The sequence below is a fragment of the Halosolutus sp. YCN4 genome (assembly GCF_059736495.1).
Window position 1 is genome coordinate 295291 of record NZ_JCASSM010000003.1, and the last position, 22429, is coordinate 317719.

A 22429-nucleotide genomic window follows, 5' to 3' on the forward strand; every position below is an offset into this window, starting at 1 on the left:
GCACGACCGTCCCGCGATCGATCGTCGTGACGGTAGTCGCGGGAACGCTCACCACCGGATCCGATCGAGTCTCCGGAAGCGGTGGCCTTTTCGCGTCGCCGACGAATCGAACGATCATGAGCGACGACCTCGAGATCCTGCTGACGAACGACGACGGGATCGACAGCGCCGGCATCCGGGCGCTGTACGACGCCCTGAGCGAGCACGCAAACGTGACCGTCGTCGCCCCGGCCAGCGACAAGAGCGCCTGCGGCCGATCGATCTCGCACGCGGTCGACGTCCACGAGCACGAACTGGGCTACGCCGTCGAGGGGACGCCCGCCGATTGCGTCGTCGCCGGACTGGCCGAACTCGGCCCCTTCCCCGACCTCGTCGTCGCGGGCTGTAACGAGGGGGCGAACCTCGGGGAGTACGTCCTCGGTCGATCGGGGACGATCAGCGCGGCCGTCGAGGCCGCCTTCTTCGACGTGCCGGCGATCGCGACGTCGCTGTACGTCCCCGCCGGCGACGGCGACACGCCCTTCTACGAGTTCGACGTCACGACCGAGGACTTCGCCGAAGCGGCGCGCGTGACGACGTACCTCGCAGACCACGCCCTCGAGGCCGGCGTCTTCGACCACGCCGCCTACCTCAACGTCAACGTCCCGCTGCCGGACGGCGAGCCGGCCCAGATCGAGATCACGCAGCCCTCGAAGCGCTACGAGATGGACGCCGAGCGAAACGGCGACGCCGTCCACCTCACGGACCGCGTCTGGGAGTCGATGGACCCCGAGTCGCTACCGGATCCCGAGGGGACCGATCGGCGGGCCGTCGTCGAGGGACGGATCAGCGTCTCGCCGCTGACGGCGCCCCACGCGACGAACCACCACGAGATTCTCGAGGAACTCGCGGCGGCCTATCGGAACCAGTGACCGTCGCTGGACGCCCGATCGCACGACGGGCGGTCGGACCGATCGATCCGACTCGCGACGCGTCTCCGCCGACCCGGAACGGTTTATACTGGGAAATCGAACCGTCGGGTATGACGACCGTCGAAATCGAGTACTGCGTCCCGTGTGGCTTCCTGAGCCGGGCGGAGGAAGTCCAGCACGCCCTCCTGACGTCGTTCGGTGCGGAACTCGACGCCGTCACGCTCGTGACGGGTGATCAGGGCGTCTTCATCGTCCGGGTCGACGACGACGTCGTCTTCGACAAGCAACGCGACGAGTACGACGTCGACGAAATCGTCCGCACCGTCCGGGAGCGACTCTAGTGCCGCCCGGATGTCGGAATAGTGAGACAAAACCGACTTGCGGGTCGCAAGGCCGGAGCTATTCGGTAACGGAGCCGTTACGATAGCTATCCCGAACGGTTTGGAGAGGAAATATATAAATGGAAGAACACAAGATCAAGGTAGGAGCGCGTCCAAGCAACGACAGTCTCAGTGGAGGGTGATCGACACATGGTATTCAGTGCACTTCGAACTCGACTCTCGTCCCTCTGGTCTTCGAACGCCGCCGACGAGGATGAATCGACCGAGTCCGCGGCGACCGCGTCCAAGGAATCGGCCGGGGAAGACGACGACGAAACGTTGAGCTACGCAGAACAGATCGAGTACGGCGTCGACGAACGGGACCTCCCCGACGAGGACAAAGTGCTCAGACTCCTCGTGAAACGCGGCGGGCGCGTCGACCAGACGACGGTCCGTGAGGAAACCGGCTGGACGGAGGACCGACTCGAGTCCGTCATCGATCGGATGGAAGACGACGACCAGATCAGCGCGATCACCGTCGGTCGCAAGCGAGTGATCTGTCGCCGCGGCTTCGAACCCAAGGGGTATCGCGGCCACCTCAACGAGTAACGCGCCGCCGATCGGCCCGACGCCGTCCCATCGGAACGCCGGCGGTCAGCGAATCCGCGTTCGTCTCCCGCTCTTTCGTTCGTATCCACACTGGTCCAGTCTGCGACCCGCAGGCGTCTCCGGCGCACCACGGGGACGATCGCGAGACCGAATCACGACGGTATCGGCCGCGGATTGTGTCGTGGCGTCGATCGCGAACCCGGGTGTGGGGATCCCGTATCGATCGTTACGGGACCGCGCGGGCGGCGTGTGCATGCTCAACTCACTTCCGGCACACTATCCTCCGTAGAAATATGTTAGAACTTGCACTGCTGTTCTTCGTGGTCGCGATCATCGCGGGCGCACTCGGCGCGGGCGGCGTCGCCGGACTCAGCATGGCGATCGGGAAGTGGCTCGTCCTGGTGTTCCTGGTCCTCGCCGTCATCTCCCTGCTGCTGTGAGGGAGCGTTCGATCGGCCCCGTCTCACAATCGGGCGGTCGCTCGAACTTCGCTACCGGTAAGTCGAATTGACAGGAACGATTCACTCGTCACGGTGACGTACGCGAGGCGCGCTTTCCCGGCGACTACGGCCGATCACGCTCGGAGACGGCTCACTCGAAAGGACGTAGCAGTACGGACACAGTTTCGAAAGTAGAAACGTTCATTCTACTGGTATGCGTAGTCGGCGAACAGCGATGGCGCACAACGACGACGTGCGACGGGTGCTCGCGGCGTGTGCGGAGTGTGATTCCGTCTACGCCGCGCGACAGTGGCCTGAGGGCGAAACGCGAATCATCGGACAGGACGGCTGTTCGTGTGGGTCGACGGAGTTCGACGTCGTCGACGATTCCGGAGACCCGGAATCGGATCCCCCGACCGGGTGACGGATCGGCCGACAGGTCCGACGGATCGGACTGTCACCGGTCCACAAACTATTTATCGGGACCTTCCGATGTGGCGGCATATGTACGGTCCCCGGAGTGACACGAGTCGATCGCCGCCGGAGCATGGTCGCTGAGTCGGCCCCGCTACGGGGTGACCTGCGAGTAGTGCCGTTCGAGGGCGACACTCTGGTCTCGCAGGCGGCGACGGTGTACGACGAACTGCTCGCCGATCGCGGCTACGACGTGACCGATATTCTGGTCCTGAAGCGGTTTCCGACCGGCATCGAGGACTTCGCGGAGGGACTCGTCGAGGAACTGGATCTCCTCGGCCGGCCGAACGTCAAGACCATCTCGCGACACGCCTCGCGGGTCGTGACCGAACACGCCCCGGACGCGCGCATCCTCTCCGACGTGGAGCGGATCGAGACCCTCTCGATGGTCCTCGACGGCCACACGTGGGAGCACGACTACTTCGCCGGCGCGGCGAGCCACGAGTCGTTCGGCCGCGACGTCGGTCGGGTGCTGCTCGCCGCGAGCTACGGCGGCGGCTTCGACCTCCCGGCGGGGCCGGACCGGGGTCCACACACTGAGTTACTCGCGGAACTGGCGGCCGTTCGCGATCGGTTCCACGACTGGCTCGCGACGCAGGGGTGGGTCGAACGTCCGGACGTACTCTCGCGGGCCGTCGCGGCGCTCGAGGACGACGCGGTCCGTTCGACGATCGAGCGTGAGTTCGAGGCGATCGTCGCCGTCGGCTTCGAGGAGTTCGGGACGGTCGAACGCGACTATCTCGCGGCGCTGGCCGAGAACGCCGAACTGGTGTGTCTCGGCGAGGCGCACGCGAGTATCGCCAGGGTCTGGAACGAACCCGGCTCGGTCGCGGATCTCGGGTCCGAGCTGACGGTCGAGGACGCGGCCCGGCGTCGCGAGCGGCCCACGACGCCCGACGCGGTCGCGCGGTACCTCGCGACCGACGACGACTCCGTGCTGGACGGCCTCGAGGACCCGATCTACACGATCACCGGGGACACCCTCTACGATCAACTCGCGACGATCGCCAACGAGATCGGCTACCTCCGGACGGAGCACGACCTGACCTACGACGACGTCGCCGTGCTCGTCAAGGACTCGACCGGTCCGATCGGGACGGCGCGACGGGTGCTCCAGCGGGCCGGCATCCCGACCGCGTCCGCGACGGTGACCGGACTGGGCGGCGATCGGGCGGTGCGCGAACTCCACGCGCTCGCCGCGTACCACGCCGCGTCCGATCGCGAGACCCGGGAGCGCGCGGGCCGGATCCTCGCCGATCGGCTGGGCGGGTGGCCCGACGACGCGCTCGCCGCCGTGGCCGACGAAGCCGGCGTTCGCGAGCAACTCGGCCGCTGGATCCTCGAGACGGATCTCAAACGCCGGATCGCGGAGAACGAACCGATCGAGGCGCGCGCCCAGTTCCACCACGTCGAGCGAGTGCTCGACATCGCGGCGTTCGTCGAGACGGCCGACTCTCTGCCCGACACCTGGGACGGGTTCCTGCGGATGCTCGAACGGGCGATCACCTACGTCGCCTCGGACACGTACTCGACGGCCGTCGACGTCGAGGAGAACGGCGTGCTCGTCGACGCCGTCCGGATCTGCAAGCACGATCGGCGAACGGCCGTGTTCCTGGTCGACGTCCACGAGGGCCAGTATCCCGAATCGAGACAGCTGACCCAGCTGTTTCCCCGCCAGTGGCTCCGGGAGATGCCGGGCTACCCCGGCGTGACGACGCCAACCGCCGCGGACGTGCGGGCCACGTTCGAGACCGCACCCGCGACGATCGACGAGCCCTACGACGCCTACTACGCCGAACTCTCCAGACGGCAGCTGGCGATCGGGGCGCGAGCGGCGGGCGAGCGCCTCTATTGCTGTACGTCGCGGACGAACGAGTCGGCGCTCGGGAAGCGCCAGCACCGCTCGCGCTACCTCGCGGACCTGGAAGCGCGGAAGGAGGTGCCGGTCGTCGAGGTGGGCTCCGACGACGCCGAACGGGGGATCTACACGCACGGCGAGGCGAGCACGGCGGTGCTGTCGGAGCCGTGGGACCAGCTCGAACGGATCCAGGGCGCGGCCAGCACCGGTTCCGAGTACGACCTCCGCCGGGCCGAGCGGTCGTTCGGAGCGATCGGCGCGTTACTCGAGTCCGACGACCTCGACCCGCGGTTCGAACAGGCGGTGTACGCACAGATCGATCGCGCACTCGGAGAAGTGGGCCGAAGCGGCGATGAGGAGGAAGCGGTCCACGGCGATAGCGAGGTGGTGAGACGCGATGGCGAGTGAGCGCGACGTTGCGGCGGATCCGGACGCGCACGCGGACGCTCCGATCGGCCTCGACGAGGTCGAGACGTACCTCCGCTGTCCCCGTCAGTACCAGTACGAACACCGTCAGACGATTCGAACGCGGACGACCCGGGACGCGATCGATCGGCGGACCGAACTCTACAGGAACGTCCTCACGTCGACGCTCGATCGGTGTGACGAGGCTGACGAGGGGACCCTCCTCGAGACGGCCATGACGTGCCTGCAGGACCGGCTGGAGGCGACGACGCCTGAAGCCGGAGGCGCGACCGGCCGCCACCGGCGGTACGACGAGGCCAGCATCCGGAACGCGGTCCGAAACTACGTCGCCGAGTACGGCCGGGCCCACGCAGAGGGCGCGATCGCGATCGACGAGACCTACGCGTACTCGGCGGGCGGGCACACGTTCGCCTGTCCGGTCGATTGTCTCCGCACCGACGGCAAGCGGTACGAGATCGGACGGTTCGTCACGACCCTGGACGGGATCGTTTGGGAGAACCCCTACAGCGATCCGGTCGCCCAGTACCGGGATGGCGAGGCGTTTTACCCCCGACAGGCCGGGAGCGTTCTCAGGGCGTACGCGACGATCCACGCCGTCGCGGCGGCTCACGGGATCGACGCTCACAACGTCTCCTACCGGTACTACGCGATCGCCCAGGAAACCTATCCGGACTACGGGGACGGCGTATCGGGACCGGAGGTGATCTCGGACCGGCGGGACGCGACGGACGCCTGCTGGGAGGCCGACGACGCGTGTGACGACGTTCTCGTCGAGGCGGCCCGGCGGATCGTCGACGAGAACTGGGATCCGGGCGATCGGTGGGACGAGGTTGTCGCCCGGTCCTGTCGACGCTGTCCGTACGAGTCGATGTGTCTGGATCGCCTCAACAGGGAGGTGCAGTTCTGACCGATGATCGATCGAGAGACCACACCATGACCGACGGAGACGGGACCGACGAGCGGGAGACGGACGACGGCGCGGCGACAGCGGACGAGGCGACGCTCAGCCCGCGAGGCAACCAGCGAGACGTCGTCGCGGCGACCGACGATCGGCTCATCGTCAGCGCCGGCGCGGGCACCGGCAAGACCCAGACGATGGCCTGGCGGATCGAGGACGCGATCGAGAACCGAGGCGTCTCCCCCGAGCGCATCCTCGTGTTGACGTTCGCCAACGAGGCCGCCCACGCCATCAAGGACGACCTCGGCGACCTGCTCACGGACGGCCGGGGGTACGACGTCGACGCGTACACCTACCACGCGTTCTGCCAGCAGTTGCTCGGCGAGTACGCGTACTACTTCGACCTCGCGCCGGAGTTCGACCTCGTCACCGACGACGATCGGCGGGCGATCGTCCAGTCGCTCGTCGACGACCTCGAGTACCGGTTCGTCGAACCGATCGACGCTCGGACCGGGGCCGACCGGGTCGAGCGCGACCTCATCGACTTCATTGAGGACCTCAAACGGGCGGGCGTCACGCCCGACGGGGTCGCCTCGTCGCTCCCCGAAACCGAGACGATCGCCCGGCTGTCGACGCTGGCCCGGGAACTGCACGCGCTCGGCCGGCGGCTGTTCGACACCGATCGGAACCCGACCCTCACGGACGACCCGCTCGCGTTCCAGGACCGCTTTCGGAACTACCGGACGGTACTCGAGCACAAGCGAGGACGACTCGAATCCGGAACGCCGGTCGAGGCCGAGGTGGCCGACTACCTCGGGGCGATGATCGACCTCGTCGACGAACTCGAGGCGTTGCTCCTCAACGGGGCCTCGAGCTGGTACGAACGGTTCGTCCCGCAGGCCCTCCTCGCCGGGAACGTGCCCTCCTTCTTCTCGGATACCTACCAGACGCCGATCGGGCGACTCGTCGCCTTCGTCGAGATGCTCCAGCAGACCCACGACTTCCTGCCCGGCTACCGGGCCTACGAGCGGGAACTCGCCGGCGAGGGCGCGTTCCAGCAGGCGCTCGATTACGACGACCTCATCAGGTGGGCCACGACGTTGCTCTCGGACGAGACCGTCCGCTCGGGGATCGTCGACCAGTGGGACCTGATCCTCTGTGACGAGTTCCAGGACACCGACGACGCGCAACTGGAGCTGATCGCCGCGCTGGGTGCCGAGACGGAGCTGTTCGTCATCGGCGACCAGGATCAGGCGATCTACGAGTGGCGGGGCGCCCACCCCGAGAATATGGACCGGATCACCGACGAACTCGACGGGTTCGAACGCTACTCCCTGGACCTGAACTTCCGATCGCCGGACGCGATCCTCGACCTCGTCGCCGACCTGCCGGCCGACAGCCAGGGGCTGTCGGCGTTCAAGGACGACGTCGAGAACGCCGTCGTCACGGTCGACGCGGCCGACGAGGAAACGGAGCAGGCGGCCCAGGTCAGCACGGCCATCTCGAAGCTCGTCAAGGGGACCCTCCCCGCGATCGAGGCGGCGGATCTGGGTGACGTCGCGGTGCTCGTCCGGACGAAACGCCAGGCCGACCTGGTCGCCGCCCAGCTCGACCAGGCCTGTCTCCCCTACGAACTGGCCCACGACATGGGCGGCGAGACGTCCCCGGGGATCGAAACCGTCCTCGCGTACCTCCGGCTGCTCGTCGATCCGCGCGACGACGTCAGCCTGAACCGGGTCCTGACGATGTTCTACCGCGTTCCCGCGGCCGACCTGGACCGGCTCAACCGCGCGGAGACGAGCACCTATCGCGCGCTCGCCGATCGGCCGGCGAGCGAGTTCGACGCGCCCGAGCGCCTCGAGCGGGCCCGTTCGGACGTCGAGACGCTGCGATCGAAGCGCCACCGGCTGTCGATCTCGGAGCTCTACGCCGAACTCAAGCGGGAGACGCGGTTCGAGTGGTTCCTGACGGCCGGCGAGCGGCGGGAACTCGCGGCGATCGAGCGGCTGATGGAGTCGTTCGACGAGGGCCGGGTCACGCAGTCGCGGCTCACCGAGGAGTTCGTCTCGTACCTCGAACTGCAGGGCGAGATCAGCGGCCGGGAGTCGGGCGGCGACCTGGAGACGGCGGCGGGGTCGGAGGACAAGATCGACGTCATGACGATCTTCCAGGCCAAGGGCCTGGAGTTCGACGTCGTGATGCTCCCGTTCCTGAGCGCCGACCACTGGCCGCCGCTCCCGCCCGGGACGTTCCCCAATCCCTACCCCCAGTCGACCCACTCGTTTTCGGCGCTCGTGGACCTCGTCGACGCCGATCGGAATACCTCGCTGTGGACCGACCACTCGGTGGGCGAGGTGCCCGAGGAGTGGCGGGTGCTCCACGTGGGCCTGACGCGGGCGAAAGAGCGGCTGTTCCTCTTCGGCACCGACCCGGACGAGCCAGACGTGCCGGCGAGCCAGCTCGACGAGTACCTCGCCGGCGTCGAGTGGAGCGTCGGCGGCCCGCACATGGACGTCTGGGAGCGGATCACCGACAGCTACGAACAACTCGACGATCGGTTCCGGACCGACCTCACCGACGAGATCGACGCCGGTCTGGACCGCGAGTCGGTCTCGCTCCAGTACTTCGAGACGCCCATCGCGCTCGAGGACGCGATCGACGAGACGCTGGGGCTGGCCCGGCAACTCCGGGCCGGGACGCTCTCGACGATCGATCCCGAGACGGTCGGCTACCGGACCGACCTCACCGGCGGGGTCGGCCGGGAACTGGAGCGCCGTCACAGTCACAGTTCCGTCGAGACGGTGGGCCAGTGCGAGCGTCGCCACGTGCTCGACCACGTCGTCGACGCGTTCGCGGACCCGCTCGCGGACGGCCTCCCGGATTCGTCCGGCGCGACCGGTGCGTCACCGATCGCGATCGGGACCCTGTTCCACTTCGTCGCCGAAGAGGCGTTCTGGCGGGACTACACCGGGCCCGACGAGTGGCGTGCCGCCTGCGATCGACTCGGGCGGCTCCACGGCCTCGAGGACGCCGTTCCGGCGGCCAGAGCCTGCGTCGATCGCTACTTCGCGACCCCGGCGTCCGACTGGGAGACCCTCGGCGCGGAGGTCCCGTTCGAACTCGCCGACTACGACGCGGGCGTCGGCGGCCCGATCGTCGGCTCGATCGACGCGATCGCGCGGACCGACGACGGCGAGGTCGTGATCCTCGACTACAAGACCGGGAGCCAGCGCAAGGAACTCGGCGAGAGCTACCAGTTGCTGCTGTACCTCCTCGCCGCCAGGGACGTGTTCTCGACGCCGATCCGAACGGCCGGCTACGTCTACGTCGGGCCGAACGGCCCCGACGTCCAGCTGTTTTCCGCCGCGCAGTTGCTGGACATGCGCCCGCAGTTGACGGCGGATCTCCAGGCTGCAGACGGGAGCGAGTTCGGGACCGCCCGGTGTGGCCCCCACTGCCGGGACTGTACGCACACGTCGCTCGGCTGTGCCGACGACGCGGTCTTCGAGTGAGAGTTCGATCGACATCGGAACGATATCCCTGGACGACGGGATGGCCCATCAATAGCAGGCCAGCCAGCCAAGATATTTCGCCGCGCCGATTGCCACGATCAATTCGCGCTTCCACACATGGAGGACGTACCGAACGGCAGCGCTCACGGGATGACGAGACGAGGCTTGCTCGTCAGCCTCGCCGGTTCGAGTGCGATCGCCGCGTTCGGGCTGACCGGGCTCTGGTTCGGCGCGGCAAACTATCACCTCCGGCTCGGCTTCTCGCAGCTCGGGATCAACCCGATCCTCGCGGCCTCCGTCGGGTTCGTCTCGTTCGAGGGGTGGCAGCTCCTGTTCTATGACCAGGACCAGTTCGACGATCCGGACGAGACGCTCGCGAAAGGGGTATTCATCTCGATCCCGATCGCGGCCGTCATCTACGTTCTCGTCGGCTTCGTGATCACGACGCTGTTACCCGAGGAGGTCGTCGCCGCCCAGCCCGAACCAGCGTTGCTCTACGGTGCCCTGCTCATCTCGAAGTGGCTCGCACTCGCGGTCGGGATCGCCGGCCTCATCTCGGCCGCGAGTGCGATCAACTCGACGCTGTTCAGCGAGGCCCTCTTCGCGAAGAATCTGATCAGTGACGATATCCTACCGCACGAGATGGGCGATCCGGATGCGGACGCCGCCCCGGCGCGGAGCGTGCTCGTTATCGGTCTCCTGACGGCCGCGTTCACCGCCCTCGGCAGCCTCGAGGCGGTGGTGGAGTTCGCCTCACTGGCGTTCATCGTCGTGTTCGGGGCCATGAGCGCGCTCGCACTGACGGTACGCGACGAGGAGGGCGTCGACGTCAACCCACTGCCGCCGCTGCTGGGTGCTGTCGGCTCGGCCGCGTTCTTCGTCATGCTGACGTGGTACCTCTACTCGCAGCTTCCGGCGGTCTTCTGGCTCGTCGTCGTCATCGCGGCGGCCGTCTTCGCGATCGAGGCGACGTACTTCAAGCGGCAGTCCCTTTCGGAGGGGATCCGGACCGTAGAAAAACGTCTCTGACCCCTCGGGAACCGTTCGACGTCGGACTCGCGATCGAACGGATAGCCTCGACGACGATCGTCCTGCTCGACCGGGGTGGATCGGGCGTCCGTCCGCAAGCGGCCGCGATAGACACCCTTCGTCAGTCGTCGGTGGGTTGCCAGCGGCTCCCGGTTCCGACCGGCGCTTCGTCCGTCGAGAGCGAGGTTTCGTGGTACAGCTGCTCGAGATCCGTCACGGTCCGATGCACGGCGTACTGTCCGACGGCCGCTCGGGTGTCCCACTCGGCGTCCAGACAGCCCTCGATTTCGGCGGCCATCGCCTCGCGGTCCCCGTACGGGAATCGGGCACCGTTTTCGGGCCCGATCGTTCGATCGAACGGCGCGACGTCGGCGGCGACGACGGGGGTGCCACAGGCGTTGGCCTCGAGCGTCGAGAGCCCCAGGGTGTCCGCGGTCGAGGCGGTCACGAAGACGTCGATCGAGGAGTAGAAGATCGGCAACGCTTCCCTGGGGAGGAAGTCCCGGATCGTCACGTTGTCCGGGGCGTCGCGCTCGAGCTGGTCGCGGAACGGCCCCTCGCCGACGACGACGAACTCGCAGTCGGGCATCTCGTCGGCGACGCGGAGGATCTCGTCGACGTTTTTCTCCATGCTGAGCCGGCCGCTGTAGCCGATCACCGGCCGTTCGGGATCGGGATACCAGTCCGTCTCGGTCGGCTGGAAGAACTCCATGTCGATGCCGACCGGCAACTGGACGTGCTCGACGTCGCGGTTGATCCGGGTCGTCGAGGCGGTCACGACGTCGAAACTCCGGAGCAACGAGTTCTCCCAGGGGACGTAGCCCTTCTTGAGGAGCGCCGCGATCGACTTCGACTTGACGCTCTGGTGGAAGTACTCCTCGATGGGTGTGTGGTGGGTGTAGATCGCCGGCAGGTCGTGTTTCCACGCGTAGTATCGCCCGAGGAGGCCGACCGGTGCCGGCCCGTGACAGTGCACGACGTCGAGGTCGGGAAGCGACGCGGTCCGTTTGACCAGCGGAATCCGATAGCCGGCGTAGAACGGGTTCGGAAGCGACCTGACCGGGATCTCCCGGTCGTCGGGATCGTAGTCCCCGTCGGGATAGACGACGTACACCTCGTGTCCGTCGCGTTCTAACTTCTCGCGCCAGAGGTCGATCGTGTACGTTACGCCGTCGATCTCGGGGAAGTAACTGTCGGTGAAGAATCCGATCTTCATTCAGGCCACCTCCGCGTACAGCGTTTCGTAGCGATCGGCGACCGCCGAGAGCGAGAACGCGTCGCTTCGGTCCGCCGCCGCCGCGCCGAGTTCCCGGCGCCGATCGGGATCCTCGAGTCGGTCGATCGCGTCCGCGAACGCGTCGACGCCCGATCCCGACACCTTCAGGCAGTCTTCGCCGTCCTCGAGCCACGAGAAGGTCTCGATGTCCCGGACGAGGACCGGTTTGCCGGCCGTCATCGCCTCCAGGAGCGCGATGCCCTCGTTCTCCTCGTGGGTCGGGAAACAGAAGATGTCGCCCGCCGCGTACGCGCCGCGGATGTCGTCGACGTAGCCGGTGAACGTGCAGTTGTCCGGGGCGTTGTCGATCAGCGAGAGCGTTTCCCGCCCCTTCAACGATCGGTCGAGCGGGCCGAACCACGCGAAGTCCAGTTCCGGTCGCCGCCGGGCCAGTTCGACGAACGTCGCCAGCCCCTTGCGCTTGATGACGTGGCCGACGAGGAAGACGACCGGCGGATGCAGATCGTACCGCTCGCGGTACTCGTCCGCGAGCGGCTCGAACCCCTCGAGTTTCTCGCGGTCGACGCCGTTCGAGATGACGGTCGTCGGCGCGTCGGTGTAGGTTTCGAGCAGCCGTCGGTTGTACTCGGAGGGACAGACCAGGGCGTCGGCCAGCCCGTAGGCCCATCGGAGGTACGGTTTCAGCGGCTTCGCGAGCGCGTTCGTGAACCGGAAACTGTCGCCGAAGTCCTCCGCGGTCACGTGAGTGTGTGCGACGACGGGGATCCCCCGCGACCGAGCGCGTTTCGCGTACCAGACGGAACGCGGGCCCATGAGGTTACAGTGGAAGACGTCGGCGTCGAGGGTCGGTTCGGTCGTGTACTGCAGGTCCAGCCGATCCAGCATCTTCCGCTGGTTCTTGACCGATTCGCGGATGCCGCCCGTGACGTGGGCCTCGAGTTCGAAGTAGTGGCTGATTTTCATACCTGGGGACACCCGAGTTGGCTCCGTCGGCCGATCGAATCCGCGGGACGGGGTCGGCGAGCGGTCGAATCCGTGGGCGCTACTCGACTTCGAGCCACGGCACCTCCATGAGCGGCGGGATGTGCGTCTCGATGTGGTGTTCCCAGACGCCCTCCTCGCCGAAGGCCTCGCCGTGATCCGCGGTCACGACGACCCGGCCGTCCAGTCGCTCGACCAGGTCCGCGACGGACTCGAGTGCGATCCGCAGGTTCTCCTCGTACAGTGCAAGCGCCGCCTCTCTGGTCCCGTTCTTGACGAGTTCGGTCGGGTCGAGTTCGAGCCAAAGGCCAGCTTTCTGGGCGAGTTCGCTGTCCTCGAGTCGACTCTCGACCCTGGGGCGGAGGGAATCGCCGAGCGACGCGAGCGCGCCGCCGCCGTCGCCCTCGCTCTCGGCTTCCTCCTGTTTGCGGATCCCCTTCTGGATCTGCTCGAGTTTCCCGCCTTTCCCCCGGGAGAGATAGGGGGCGTGTGGCTGCATGTAGTGGAGGACCGTCCGATCGGCCTCGTCGATGGCCGCCTGATTCTCCCGGAACGCCTCCGCGAGGCTCTCCGGCGGCACCGTCCCGAGGTCGTCGTCCCAACCGGTCTTCCAGACGTCGTAGACGTCGCCGATGTGGTTCGACGCCGTCCACTCGTAGTCGCAACTGGCCCCCCACTTGAGTTCGTTCAGCGGAATTCCGAGGTCGTTGATGAAGGGGTTCCCCGAGAAGTAGGCGATGTCGTGGTCGCCGGTAAACGTCCGGTAGGCCCACTCCGGCGTCGACGACCCGGTACTCCAGCGTTTTTCCAGCGTCCCGTCGAGATAGTCGTCGTAGACCTCGCTGAACACGTCGTACCGGCACGCGTCCAGCACGAGACAGTAGTCCCACTCCGACTCGAGGAAGTGCTGGTCTTTCATCAGTTGGCCTGTCTTTCGAGTGAACCTACGTATTCTTATTGGTTCGGCAACCGCGATACGTGCCGTTCTCTACCACGCGGAGCGTAAGAATCCCCCTCACTCCAGATAGCCGAGTTCGCGCAACCGATCGCGAGTTTCCTCGTCGGCCTCGGCCAGGGCGTCGGCCCCGTCGGCGTCGGTTTCGGACGGGGTCTCCCACGCGCCGCCGACGCCGTCCTCGAAGCGGGCGAGCGCCCGTTCCGCGGCGGCGACGCGGCCGTCGTCGGCCGGGTCGATCGACGTCCGCTCGTCCGGATCGTCGTCCAGTCGGTAGCCCTCGTCCGGAATTCGATCGGCGCGGACGTACTTCGCGTCGGTGCTCCGGGCCGCGCGCAGTCGCGAGTAGGCCCGGTGATCGTCGGGCAGGTCGATACCGGCCTCGCTCGCCTTCTCCTCCAAGTGGTGGAGTTCGATGACCGGCTGGGCGTACTCGACGAACGCGTAGTCCGTGTCCTCGCCGTCACCCGCGAGCACTGCGCGCTGACCGGGATCAGGGTCCGCCACCCCGTCGAACGCCCGGTACTCGCTCGAGAGCAGCGATCGCGTCGGATCGAACGCGACGGCGCCCTCGTCACCCGTCTCGGCCACGGCGTCCGGATCGACGTCCAGCGCGTCGAGCAGCGTGTGATAGCAGTCGAGCAACTCGACGAGGTCGTCGCGGCGATCGGCCTCGAGGGCGGGGTGTTTCACCACGAGCGGGACGTTGATCAGTTCGTCGTAGAGGGCGAACTCGTGGCCGTAGAGATCGTGTTCGCCGTGGAGTTCGCCGTGGTCGGCACACACGACGACGGTCGTCTCCTCCCACTGGCCGGTCTCGCGGAGCCAGTCGAACAGGCGGCCGAGTTCGGCATCCATGTGGGCGATCTCGGCGTCGTAGAGGTCGCGGATCGCCTCCCACTCCGCGTCGTCGATGTCGCGCGCGCCCGAGTTGAATTCCTTGGAGTTCTGGCAGACGTCGTCGGGGTCGACGCCGGGGGCGAACTCCTCGCGGTACTCCTCGGGCGGGTAGTACGGCAGGTGAGCGTCCATCAGATTGACGAACGCGAACCAGCCCTCGTCGCTCTCGCTGTCCTCGACGAACGACTTCGTTCGATCGATGACCGACGGCGTCTTCGAATCCGCCCCGTCGCCGCTGGCGAGTTTGGCGTGGGCTTTGGCCCCGATGTGGACGATCGTCGACGCCAGGTCGCGGAGGTAGGCGTTGTCGTTGACGGCCTGCCACGCGCCCGCGAGCGGCCCCGAGAGGACGTTGCCCGGGAGCACCTCGAAGAACGAGTCCTGTGCGTCGAAGCCGTCGGTGAGGCCAGTGTAGGGCGTGATCCAGGCGTTCGAGGAGTAACACGCCGTGTCGTAGCCGCCCGCCGAGAGGATCGACGCGAGCGTCGTCGCGTCCTCGAGATACGGACTGCCCTGATCGGCCCCGTGCTGGCTCGGGTAGCGGCCGGTAAACAGCGACGCGTGGACCGGCAGGGTCCACGGTGCGGGTGCGACCGCCGACTCGAAGACGGTCGCTTCCGACGCGAACGCCGAGAGCGCGGGCGTCGTCTCCCGCTCGTACCCGTACGGGCCGAGACGATCTTTCCGGACCGTGTCCAGCACGACGAAGAGCACGTTCGACTGACGAGTCCTGTCCATTACTGGCGACAATCCGCCCCACGCCAATAAAACGATTGAAACGGCGAGTGGAGGCACGGCGCGCCGGTCACCATCGACGTCGATCAGACGTTTCAAGTTCGCAGAGGATTCATACCAGCTATGAACGAGCGAAACCGGCGCGCGTTTTTTATCGGCGTCTTCGGGGCGATCGCGGTGTTCGCCGTCCTGCTTTTCGCCGTCGGCGCGCGGAACGTCGTCGACACGCTGTTGATGGCGGATCTCTCCCTGGTCGCTGTAACGTTCGCGCTCGCGATCTGCTGGCTGGCCGCCTGGAGCCTCATGCTCCGGACCGTGCTGGCTACCCTCAGCGTCGACATCCCCGCCGTCAAATCGTTCTTCGTCTACTCCGGGGCCGTCTTCGCCAACAACGTCACCCCGTTCGGCCAGGCCGGCGGCGAACCGATCGCGGCGCTACTCATCTCGAAGGTCTCCGACGCGCGCTACGAGACCGGCCTCGTCGGCATCGCGAGTGTCGACGTCATCAACGTCGTCCCCTCGATCTCGCTCGTCCTCGTCGGGGTCAGCTACTACGCGACCACCGCCGCCCTGGGCGACCGCCTCGAGACGGCCGTCGGGTCGGCGGTCGCGCTGATCGGCGGCATCGTACTCGTGATGATCCTCGTCTGGCGGTACCGAGGCGTAATCATCGATCGCCTCCCCGCCATCATCGCTCCCCGCATCGGCCGCCTCGGACTCGATCGGGTCAATCCCGCGACGCTCGAGGGAGACCTCAGGGATCGGCTGGACCGTTTCTTCGAGAACATCGAGCGCGTGGGCACGGACCGGTGGCGACTCTCCGCGGTGATCGGCCTCTCGCTGTGTGGCTGGCTCTTCCAGACGGCCGCGCTCATGTTCGCGTTCGCCGCCCTCGGCTACAGCGTCCCGCCGTACGTCCTGCTGTTCGTGATCCCGCTCGCGAACCTCGCGGGCGCCGCCCCGCTCCCGGGCGGCCTCGGGGGGATCGAGGCCGCGTTCGTCACGCTGCTCGTCCCGACGACCGGGATCCCGGCGTCGGCCATCACCGCCGCCGTCCTCATCTTCCGCGGGGCGATCTACTGGATGCCGATCCTGATCGGCGGCGTGTCCGTGTCGGCGTTCGGCGTCCGGGCGCTGGAGTGAACCGGGACGGCTCGCATCCGAGCGGTTAAGCCGACCGGGGCCCGAAAGACGGTAACGCTGCGATGTACCGGGGAGGCCACGCCGGATTCAACGCCCTGCTCTACGCACCCTTCGTTCCGATCGTGACCGGCAGGTGGTCGCTCGCGCTCGCCGTCTGGGGCGCGCTCCTCGCGGTTAGCACGGCCACCGTCCCCGACGTCGACGAAGTGATCGATCGGATCGACCACCGGGGTCCGACCCACACCGTCTGGTTCGCCATCGTGACCGGGCTGGTCGTCGGCGGCGCGACCGCCCTTCTCGTCGGCGCGAGTCCCCGCTTCGGCGTCAGTTCCGGCCTGGGCTTCACGTTCGGGTTCGTCGTTGGCACCTGCGGAATCGTCGCTCACCTGGCGGGCGACATCGTGACCCCGATGGGGATCAGCCCCCTCGAACCCCTCTCGCGAGCGCACGTCACGTTCGACCTGTTCAAATCGAAGAACGGTCGAATCAACCGCGCCGTCTTTCTCGTCGGCACCGGTGCGTTGCTCGCGTCGCTCGGGGCGACCATCGCGTCCCTGATCTGGGTCGCTCCGGCGGGTTGATCCGCGGCGTCGCCGGGACCGGACCGTCATCGGATCGGGACCGCACGTTGCCACCGCCACACCAGGAGTCCGATCGCTGCCGTCCAGAGCAGGCCCGTCGCGACCGGCCCGTGAACCGCGAGTCCGGGGCTCCAGGTCGCCTCGATCGGATACCACAGGACGACTCCCTTCGGCGAGAGCGAGTCGATCGCGAGGTGCGACCCGATCGCCAGTCCGGCGGCGAGCGCGATCGATCGATCCCGGCGGAGCACGTACAGGGCGGCGACGACGGCCAGCGCGAACGCGAGCGTGTGCGTGATCCCCCGGTGGACGAACGGCCAGCCCATCCCCGCGGGAAAGAGAAAGTCGACGTCCGGGAGGAGTCCGAGGACGATCCCGATCCGCGGATCGGCCCTGGTGAACGCTCGAACCAGCGCGTAGCCGACGAACGCGTGCGTGGCGAACGCGCCCGAGAGGAACAGTGCGCGACCGATCTCCATCGACCGGTCGTTCGGAGGACATCATAACATAGTTTGCGGACGGCACCCGCCGCGACCGGCCGTCCGATCGCTACTCGCCGGTCCGAGTCCACCGCCGTATTCGGTTCGCGACCGATTTCGAACACGGTAACCCGGTCCGAACCAGCAACGCTTATGTCCGGGATCGAGTACGAACCATTGATGGGACCGCTCCAGATCGAGGGAACGCCGACCTGGCTCGAATCGATGTTTACGTCGGAAATCGCGTTTGCAGTCCTGTTAGGGATCTGCATCCTCGAAGGAGCGATGATGCTCCGGTTCATGCCCAGCGAACTCGTCGTGCCGGCCGCGCTGGCGCTGATCGGGTCCTCGATTCCGGAAGCGGTCACGATCGTCGCCATCGCCGTCGTCGGCACGACGATCGGACAGGTGTTCCTGTTTTTCCTCGTCCGCCGGGCCGGACGAGAGTACGTCCTGCAAAAGCGCTGGTTTCCGATCACCGAGTCGCGACTCGAGCGGTTCGACGGCTGGTTCGATCGGTGGGGACCCATCGCCGTCCCCGTGAGCAACACGATGCTGTTCGTTCGCGGACTGCTCACCGTGCCCGCCGGACTGTCGGAGATGAACGGCCGATCGTTCGTCGTGCTGTCCGCGGTGGGGTCGCTGTCCTTCCAGTCGATCCTCGCCGGATTGTACCTGTTCGGCGGCTACCTCGTAGTTTGAGGGCCAGTCGAGACGCGGTCTTGGGTATCCAGGACGGAGTCGTCACTCGCCGTCGTAGGACGCGTCGTAGCGCCGGTGCAGCACGGTGAACGCGGCGAACACGAGGAGCGCTCCGGCTGCGACGCCGAGCCACCTCGCGTACGGAAATCCCGGCGGGAAGCCCGCGGCGACCGCTCGGCGCCGATCAGCATCGCGAAAATCACCGCGAAACCGAGGAGGAACCGCGTAACGAAATTCCCTTCGACGGGGTTCGTTCCCATACGTGTCGTTTATCGGCATTCTGCATGCATGCTCTGTCGGCAGGCGACCGATAGACGATTTTCCCGTCGAACCGAGCGCGCTCGCGCCGAACGGGATCCTCCCGCGTACGCCGGCGCCCGAACCGACTAGTCGCCCTCCCGTCGGTAGACGGGCAGCCGGAACCGGATCCCGGCGTCGCGGACTCGCCACCTGATCTCCAGGCCAGCCCACGCCAACCCCGTCAGGAGCGCGACGCCGATCGCGGCGAACTCGGAAGAGCCCATCCAGACCGGCGTCGCGAACAGGAGGCCGTTGTAGATCCGGTGGGGCAGGATCGACTCGACGAAGTCACCGGCCCAGCCGAACGGGTCGAAGCCGAAGAGGGCAGCGTCGCCGCTACCGCCGCTACCGCCGCCGTCATCGTCCTCAGTGCGGGACTCGAGACCGAGTTCGGCCGCGCTCTGGCCGCCCTCGCTCTCGGGGCCGGTCTCGAGGCGTTCGGCCTCGTAGGGGAGTGTCGAGCCGACTTCCCAGACGATGTCACCGGACTCGTTGACCTCTATCACGCGATTGCCGTGGGTGTCGGTGATAAGCGTGTTCCCGTTGGGGAGTCGATCGGCGTCCCGGGGCCACTGGATCCGATCGTCTTCCCACTCCCAGGAGCGGGTCCACTCGCCGTCCTCGCGCTGGAACTCCTGGATACGGCCGTTCTCGGAGTCTGCGACGATGACGGCCGGACCGCCCTCGCTCTCGGGGATGTAGTCCGGGTTGTGCTGTTCGTACTGGACGTCGTAGTCGTCCTCGCTCCCGAGCGTCCAGTTCTCGAGCAGGCCCTCCTCTCGATCGAGGAAGACGACCTGGTCCTGGTTCCGCAGACTGGCCATGATGCGCCCCTCGTGTTGCCCTTCGTCGATGTACTCGACGTCGTTGATGTGCGCCCAGTCGCTGGGGTACGGGCCGCCCTCCTCGACCGGGAAGTCGCTCTGGGCGTCCCAGAGCCAGTCGACGACTTCGGTCTCGGTGTTCACGACGAACACCTGGTCCGCGACGATGTCGGCGACGACGACGTGCGTTTCGTTGATCCGATCGACGTCGTGCCACTCGCCGGCGAGTTCCTTGTAGTCGTAGCGTTCGTAGAGTACCTCGACTTCCCCGGTCTCGAGGTCGGCGCGCTCGATGACGTTCAGCGCACACGGCGGGTCGGAACAGGTCGGCCCCTCAGTGTGAATCGTGTCCGTCGCCGCGTACTCGACGGTCAGCGGATCGTCCTCGACGGGGTCGACGTCGAAGTACTTCGTCCGCGTGTTGTTGTAGTATATGACCTCCCCGTCGGGATCGTAGGCGGTGATCGTTCCCGCACGTCCCGATTCGGTGACGACCGTGTGGTTGTCCGTCGGCGGCGCCTCCGGGACGTCCGCCTCCGAGGCCGTCGAGAGGCTATCACTGGTCGACGCGCTCGCGACCACCGCCGCCGAGAGGAGAATCACGACGGCGAACGCGACCCGGAGTCGGTTTCGCGAGAGCGCCGATCGGCCGCGTACGAGCGACGCACGCCAACGCCAGCGATCGGTCACTGCTCTGTCACTCCCGACTGCGGGATCGGTCGAATCTTCATCAGTGTTCGTTTCCGAATCGAACAAGTAGTGTCTTTCCTAGTCGATCCGAAATAACGGATTCGGATGCCGAACACGGATCGCGTCCCGAGCGGCTCGAACGAGGGTGCTCAGTCCATCTCCTCGGGTCGTCTCGTCGTGAGAACCGGGACCGGTGACGTGCGAATTACACGTTCCGTGAAACTCCCGAGCAGGTGACGGTCGATGCCGGTCCGGCCGTGCGTTCCCATGACCACGAGGTCGATCCCCTGCTCGTCGACGTAGGACGTGACCTCGCGGGGCACCGATCCGGACGCGATGGCGGTCGTAACGTCCCCGACTTCCGCATTCCTGGCGGTGTCGACGTCCTCGTCGAGAATCTCCTGCAGGTTCTCCGTGATCTGCTCCGAGAGCGCGTTCATTTGATCGTCGGGCAGTTCCGGGAGTTCGTCCACGACTGACAGCAGGTGGAGCGTCGCATCGTGTCGCGCGGCGACCGTCGCGCCTAGGTCCACCGCCGCCCTCGCGTGAACGCTCCCGTCGGTCGGCACGACGACGTCCTCGTAGGGATACGGGTGGCTCGCGTCCTCGGCCGCTCGAACCGTCAGGACCGGAACCGGACTCCTGTTGACGACGTAGTCCGTGACGCTGCCGAGGACGTACTCTCCCAGTCCACGTCGTCCGTGGGCCCCCATGACAACGAGGTCGAACTCCGTCTCCGTTATCGCGTCGACGATCGCTTCCCGTGGTTCACCCTGGACGACGTGCGTGCTAACGGTCACGCCGCGTTCGTCGCCTCGGTCGGCGGCCGCCGAGACGATCTCTTCTCCCTCCGGCTCGAGGACGTCGACCACGTCGGTCTCGAGTCGGGCGAGGCTCGGCCGGTTCGTGTCGGTCACGTGGAGCACGTGAACGATCGCGTCTCGATCGGCGGCGACGTCCAGCGCGTGCTCGAGCGCCGCCGTCGCGGCGTCGCTCCCGTCGGTCGGCACGAGAATACGCGTAGCCATGCGATGGGGTTCGATTCCGACCCGCTTACGTCTGGTGGACGTCAGCGTCGTAACGAACGCCCTCGGGCACGCGGGTGGTTTACCTCGCCAGGGAACGAACGGTCCGACTACTGGTCCCGATGCGCTCACCACCCACCGCGAACCGATCGCTTGCCGCGTACGCGTCGGCGATGGACACCGATCGCGTCCGCCGGATTCGAACCCTAGGGGAGCGACTCGCGGAGACGCGCGTCCTCCACGTCAGCTCGACGGCCACAGGCGGTGGCGTCGCGGAACTGCTCCGATCGCTGGTGCCCCTGTTCGAGGACGTGGGTGTCCCCGCCGACTGGCTCGTGATGGACGCCGACGAGACGTTCTTCGACGCGACGAAGACGATCCACAACGGGTTACAGGGAGAGTCGGTGACGCTCACCGACGGGATGAAAGCGACCTACCGATCGGTCACGGCGCGAAACGCCGCGGCGATCGACGAGGCGTACGACGTCGTCGCGATCCACGACCCACAGCCGCTCGGCCTGGTCGCCGATCTCGCGGCCCGATACCCGGATACCCGGTTCGTCTGGCGGTGCCACCTGGATCTCACGTCCCCGGCGCAGTCGCCACTGGCGTTCGTCTCGCCGTACGTTCGGCAGGTCGACCACGTGGTCGTCAGTCGAGCGGCGTACGGGGCGGCGATTCCCGAGCCCGAAACCTCCGTCATTCACCCGGCGATCGATCCGGTCGCCGAAAAGAACCGGTCGCTCGATCGATCGACAGTAGATGTCGCGCGCGAGGAACTTTCGGAGGCCGGCCTCTCGTTCGACGCGCCGATCGTGGCCCAGGTGTCCCGCTTCGATCCGTGGAAAGACCAGCCCGGCACGATAGCCGCGTTCCGACGGTCGAAGGCGGCCGTTCCGGACGCGCAGCTGGTCCTGGTCGGGGGAATGGCTGCCGACGATCCGGAGGCCGAACGGATCTACGATCGCGTCGCAGCGATCGCGGCCGACGATCCGGCCGTTCACGTCCTGACGGACCTGCCCGCGACGACGGTGAACGTCCTGCAACGTCGCGCGGACGTCGTCGTCCAGAAGTCCCTCCGGGAGGGGTTCGGGCTGGTGGTCTCCGAGGCGCTCTGGAAGCGAACGCCCGTGATCGGTTCGAGCGTCGGCGGGATCCCCCTCCAGATCGTCGACGGGGATAACGGCTACCTGGTCGATCCGGACGCGATCGGATCCGTCTCGGAGCGACTGACGCAACTGCTCACCGACGCTCCCCTTCGGTCGGAACTGGGCGATCACGGACGCGAGTACGTCCGGAAGCGCTTCCTCCTCCCGCGGCAACTCGCGGACTGGCTCGAACTGCTAGATTCTCTCCGCCGCACCGACTGAGGGCAGGACGGGCAGTCTGACTGACTCGAT

Annotated in this window: 20 protein-coding genes; 13 read left to right on the top strand and 7 right to left on the bottom strand. The window is 66.9% G+C overall.

The window, feature by feature from the left end; all coding sequences use genetic code 11:
- The first annotated feature begins 116 nt into the window (after window positions 1-116).
- The 9 genes from surE to AC6I6X_RS12040 all read left to right on the top strand — a co-directional run bounded on the left by surE (window position 117) and on the right by AC6I6X_RS12040 (window position 10477).
- Window positions 117-911, top strand: coding sequence for a 5'/3'-nucleotidase SurE (gene surE / locus AC6I6X_RS12000; RefSeq protein ID WP_497930755.1), 795 nt, complete (start codon window positions 117-119; stop codon window positions 909-911).
- Between the two features lie 110 nt (window positions 912-1021).
- Window positions 1022-1252, top strand: coding sequence for a SelT/SelW/SelH family protein (locus AC6I6X_RS12005; protein WP_497930757.1), 231 nt, complete (start codon window positions 1022-1024; stop codon window positions 1250-1252).
- A gap of 189 nt (window positions 1253-1441) precedes the next feature.
- Complete coding sequence (locus tag AC6I6X_RS12010) at window positions 1442-1840, top strand: helix-turn-helix transcriptional regulator (protein ID WP_497930758.1); 399 nt, start codon at window positions 1442-1444, stop codon at window positions 1838-1840.
- 293 nt (window positions 1841-2133) lie between these two features.
- Window positions 2134-2280, top strand: coding sequence for a DUF1328 family protein (locus tag AC6I6X_RS12015; protein WP_497930759.1), 147 nt, complete (start codon window positions 2134-2136; stop codon window positions 2278-2280).
- Window positions 2281-2515: 235 nt separating this feature from the next.
- A complete protein-coding gene (locus AC6I6X_RS12020; protein WP_497930760.1) occupies window positions 2516-2704 on the top strand; it encodes a hypothetical protein in 189 nt (62 codons plus the stop codon).
- A gap of 165 nt (window positions 2705-2869) precedes the next feature.
- The gene (locus tag AC6I6X_RS12025) at window positions 2870-5020 is read left to right on the top strand and encodes a PD-(D/E)XK nuclease family protein (protein WP_497930761.1); all 2151 of its coding nucleotides are present in this window, start codon (window positions 2870-2872) and stop codon (window positions 5018-5020) included.
- On the top strand, window positions 5010-5945 hold the full coding sequence (locus tag AC6I6X_RS12030; RefSeq protein WP_497930762.1) for a hypothetical protein: 936 nt from the start codon (window positions 5010-5012) through the stop codon (window positions 5943-5945). The genes AC6I6X_RS12025 and AC6I6X_RS12030 overlap by 11 nt, the downstream gene beginning before the upstream one ends.
- 26 nt (window positions 5946-5971) lie before the next feature.
- On the top strand, window positions 5972-9448 hold the full coding sequence (locus AC6I6X_RS12035) for an ATP-dependent helicase (RefSeq protein WP_497930763.1): 3477 nt from the start codon (window positions 5972-5974) through the stop codon (window positions 9446-9448).
- 117 nt (window positions 9449-9565) lie between these two features.
- Window positions 9566-10477: an amino acid permease gene (locus tag AC6I6X_RS12040; RefSeq protein WP_497930764.1), complete on the top strand. Its 912-nt coding sequence runs from the start codon at window positions 9566-9568 to the stop codon at window positions 10475-10477.
- Window positions 10478-10598: 121 nt separating this feature from the next.
- Here the strand turns inward: AC6I6X_RS12040 and AC6I6X_RS12045 are convergent, their stop codons facing one another.
- From AC6I6X_RS12045 to AC6I6X_RS12060, 4 genes are all read right to left on the bottom strand, one after another.
- Window positions 10599-11693 carry a glycosyltransferase gene (locus AC6I6X_RS12045; protein WP_497930765.1) on the bottom strand — a complete coding sequence of 365 codons (1095 nt, stop codon included), beginning with the start codon at window positions 11691-11693 and terminating at the stop codon, window positions 10599-10601.
- Window positions 11694-12677, bottom strand: a complete 984-nt coding sequence (locus AC6I6X_RS12050) for a glycosyltransferase family 4 protein (protein WP_497930766.1) — start codon at window positions 12675-12677, stop codon at window positions 11694-11696.
- A gap of 79 nt (window positions 12678-12756) precedes the next feature.
- Window positions 12757-13614, bottom strand: a complete 858-nt coding sequence (locus AC6I6X_RS12055; protein ID WP_497930767.1) for a hypothetical protein — start codon at window positions 13612-13614, stop codon at window positions 12757-12759.
- A 96-nt stretch (window positions 13615-13710) separates the two neighbouring features.
- Window positions 13711-15288, bottom strand: coding sequence for a sulfatase (locus AC6I6X_RS12060; RefSeq protein WP_497930768.1), 1578 nt, complete (start codon window positions 15286-15288; stop codon window positions 13711-13713).
- Between the two features lie 120 nt (window positions 15289-15408).
- Between AC6I6X_RS12060 and AC6I6X_RS12065 the strand changes: the two genes are divergently transcribed.
- Both AC6I6X_RS12065 and AC6I6X_RS12070 read left to right on the top strand, forming a co-directional pair.
- Window positions 15409-16428: a lysylphosphatidylglycerol synthase transmembrane domain-containing protein gene (locus AC6I6X_RS12065; protein WP_497930769.1), complete on the top strand. Its 1020-nt coding sequence runs from the start codon at window positions 15409-15411 to the stop codon at window positions 16426-16428.
- Window positions 16429-16490: 62 nt separating this feature from the next.
- Window positions 16491-17009: a metal-dependent hydrolase gene (locus AC6I6X_RS12070; RefSeq protein ID WP_497930770.1), complete on the top strand. Its 519-nt coding sequence runs from the start codon at window positions 16491-16493 to the stop codon at window positions 17007-17009.
- A 26-nt stretch (window positions 17010-17035) separates the two neighbouring features.
- Here the strand turns inward: AC6I6X_RS12070 and AC6I6X_RS12075 are convergent, their stop codons facing one another.
- Window positions 17036-17488 carry a metal-dependent hydrolase gene (locus AC6I6X_RS12075; protein WP_497930771.1) on the bottom strand — a complete coding sequence of 151 codons (453 nt, stop codon included), beginning with the start codon at window positions 17486-17488 and terminating at the stop codon, window positions 17036-17038.
- Between the two features lie 180 nt (window positions 17489-17668).
- Here AC6I6X_RS12075 and AC6I6X_RS12080 point away from each other — a divergent pair, with 180 nt between their 5' ends.
- A complete protein-coding gene (locus AC6I6X_RS12080; RefSeq protein ID WP_497930772.1) occupies window positions 17669-18190 on the top strand; it encodes a DedA family protein in 522 nt (173 codons plus the stop codon).
- 386 nt (window positions 18191-18576) lie between these two features.
- Here AC6I6X_RS12080 and AC6I6X_RS12085 read toward each other — a convergent pair whose 3' ends face one another.
- Window positions 18577-20004, bottom strand: coding sequence for an aryl-sulfate sulfotransferase (locus AC6I6X_RS12085; RefSeq protein WP_497930773.1), 1428 nt, complete (start codon window positions 20002-20004; stop codon window positions 18577-18579).
- Between the two features lie 149 nt (window positions 20005-20153).
- Entirely contained in the window at window positions 20154-21032 is an 879-nt protein-coding gene (locus AC6I6X_RS12090; protein ID WP_497930774.1) for a universal stress protein, read from the bottom strand.
- A 119-nt stretch (window positions 21033-21151) separates the two neighbouring features.
- Here AC6I6X_RS12090 and AC6I6X_RS12095 point away from each other — a divergent pair, with 119 nt between their 5' ends.
- Entirely contained in the window at window positions 21152-22399 is a 1248-nt protein-coding gene (locus AC6I6X_RS12095; RefSeq protein ID WP_497930775.1) for a glycosyltransferase, read from the top strand.
- Window positions 22400-22429: the final 30 nt, after the last annotated feature.

Excerpts from the sequence above, each read along its gene's own strand:
- surE (WP_497930755.1), top strand. The coding sequence starts at position 117 with ATGAGCGACGACCTCGAGATCCTGCTGACGAACGACGACGGGATCGAC.
- AC6I6X_RS12005 (WP_497930757.1), top strand. The coding sequence starts at position 1,022 with ATGACGACCGTCGAAATCGAGTACTGCGTCCCGTGTGGCTTCCTGAGC.
- AC6I6X_RS12010 (WP_497930758.1), top strand. The coding sequence starts at position 1,442 with ATGGTATTCAGTGCACTTCGAACTCGACTCTCGTCCCTCTGGTCTTCG.
- AC6I6X_RS12015 (WP_497930759.1), top strand. The coding sequence starts at position 2,134 with ATGTTAGAACTTGCACTGCTGTTCTTCGTGGTCGCGATCATCGCGGGC.
- AC6I6X_RS12020 (WP_497930760.1), top strand. The coding sequence starts at position 2,516 with ATGGCGCACAACGACGACGTGCGACGGGTGCTCGCGGCGTGTGCGGAG.
- AC6I6X_RS12030 (WP_497930762.1), top strand. The coding sequence starts at position 5,010 with ATGGCGAGTGAGCGCGACGTTGCGGCGGATCCGGACGCGCACGCGGAC.
- AC6I6X_RS12035 (WP_497930763.1), top strand. The coding sequence starts at position 5,972 with ATGACCGACGGAGACGGGACCGACGAGCGGGAGACGGACGACGGCGCG.
- AC6I6X_RS12040 (WP_497930764.1), top strand. The coding sequence starts at position 9,566 with ATGGAGGACGTACCGAACGGCAGCGCTCACGGGATGACGAGACGAGGC.
- AC6I6X_RS12045 (WP_497930765.1), bottom strand. The coding sequence starts at position 11,693 with ATGAAGATCGGATTCTTCACCGACAGTTACTTCCCCGAGATCGACGGC.
- AC6I6X_RS12050 (WP_497930766.1), bottom strand. The coding sequence starts at position 12,677 with ATGAAAATCAGCCACTACTTCGAACTCGAGGCCCACGTCACGGGCGGC.
- AC6I6X_RS12055 (WP_497930767.1), bottom strand. The coding sequence starts at position 13,614 with ATGAAAGACCAGCACTTCCTCGAGTCGGAGTGGGACTACTGTCTCGTG.
- AC6I6X_RS12060 (WP_497930768.1), bottom strand. The coding sequence starts at position 15,288 with ATGGACAGGACTCGTCAGTCGAACGTGCTCTTCGTCGTGCTGGACACG.
- AC6I6X_RS12065 (WP_497930769.1), top strand. The coding sequence starts at position 15,409 with ATGAACGAGCGAAACCGGCGCGCGTTTTTTATCGGCGTCTTCGGGGCG.
- AC6I6X_RS12070 (WP_497930770.1), top strand. The coding sequence starts at position 16,491 with ATGTACCGGGGAGGCCACGCCGGATTCAACGCCCTGCTCTACGCACCC.
- AC6I6X_RS12075 (WP_497930771.1), bottom strand. The coding sequence starts at position 17,488 with ATGGAGATCGGTCGCGCACTGTTCCTCTCGGGCGCGTTCGCCACGCAC.
- AC6I6X_RS12080 (WP_497930772.1), top strand. The coding sequence starts at position 17,669 with ATGGGACCGCTCCAGATCGAGGGAACGCCGACCTGGCTCGAATCGATG.
- AC6I6X_RS12090 (WP_497930774.1), bottom strand. The coding sequence starts at position 21,032 with ATGGCTACGCGTATTCTCGTGCCGACCGACGGGAGCGACGCCGCGACG.
- AC6I6X_RS12095 (WP_497930775.1), top strand. The coding sequence starts at position 21,152 with ATGCGCTCACCACCCACCGCGAACCGATCGCTTGCCGCGTACGCGTCG.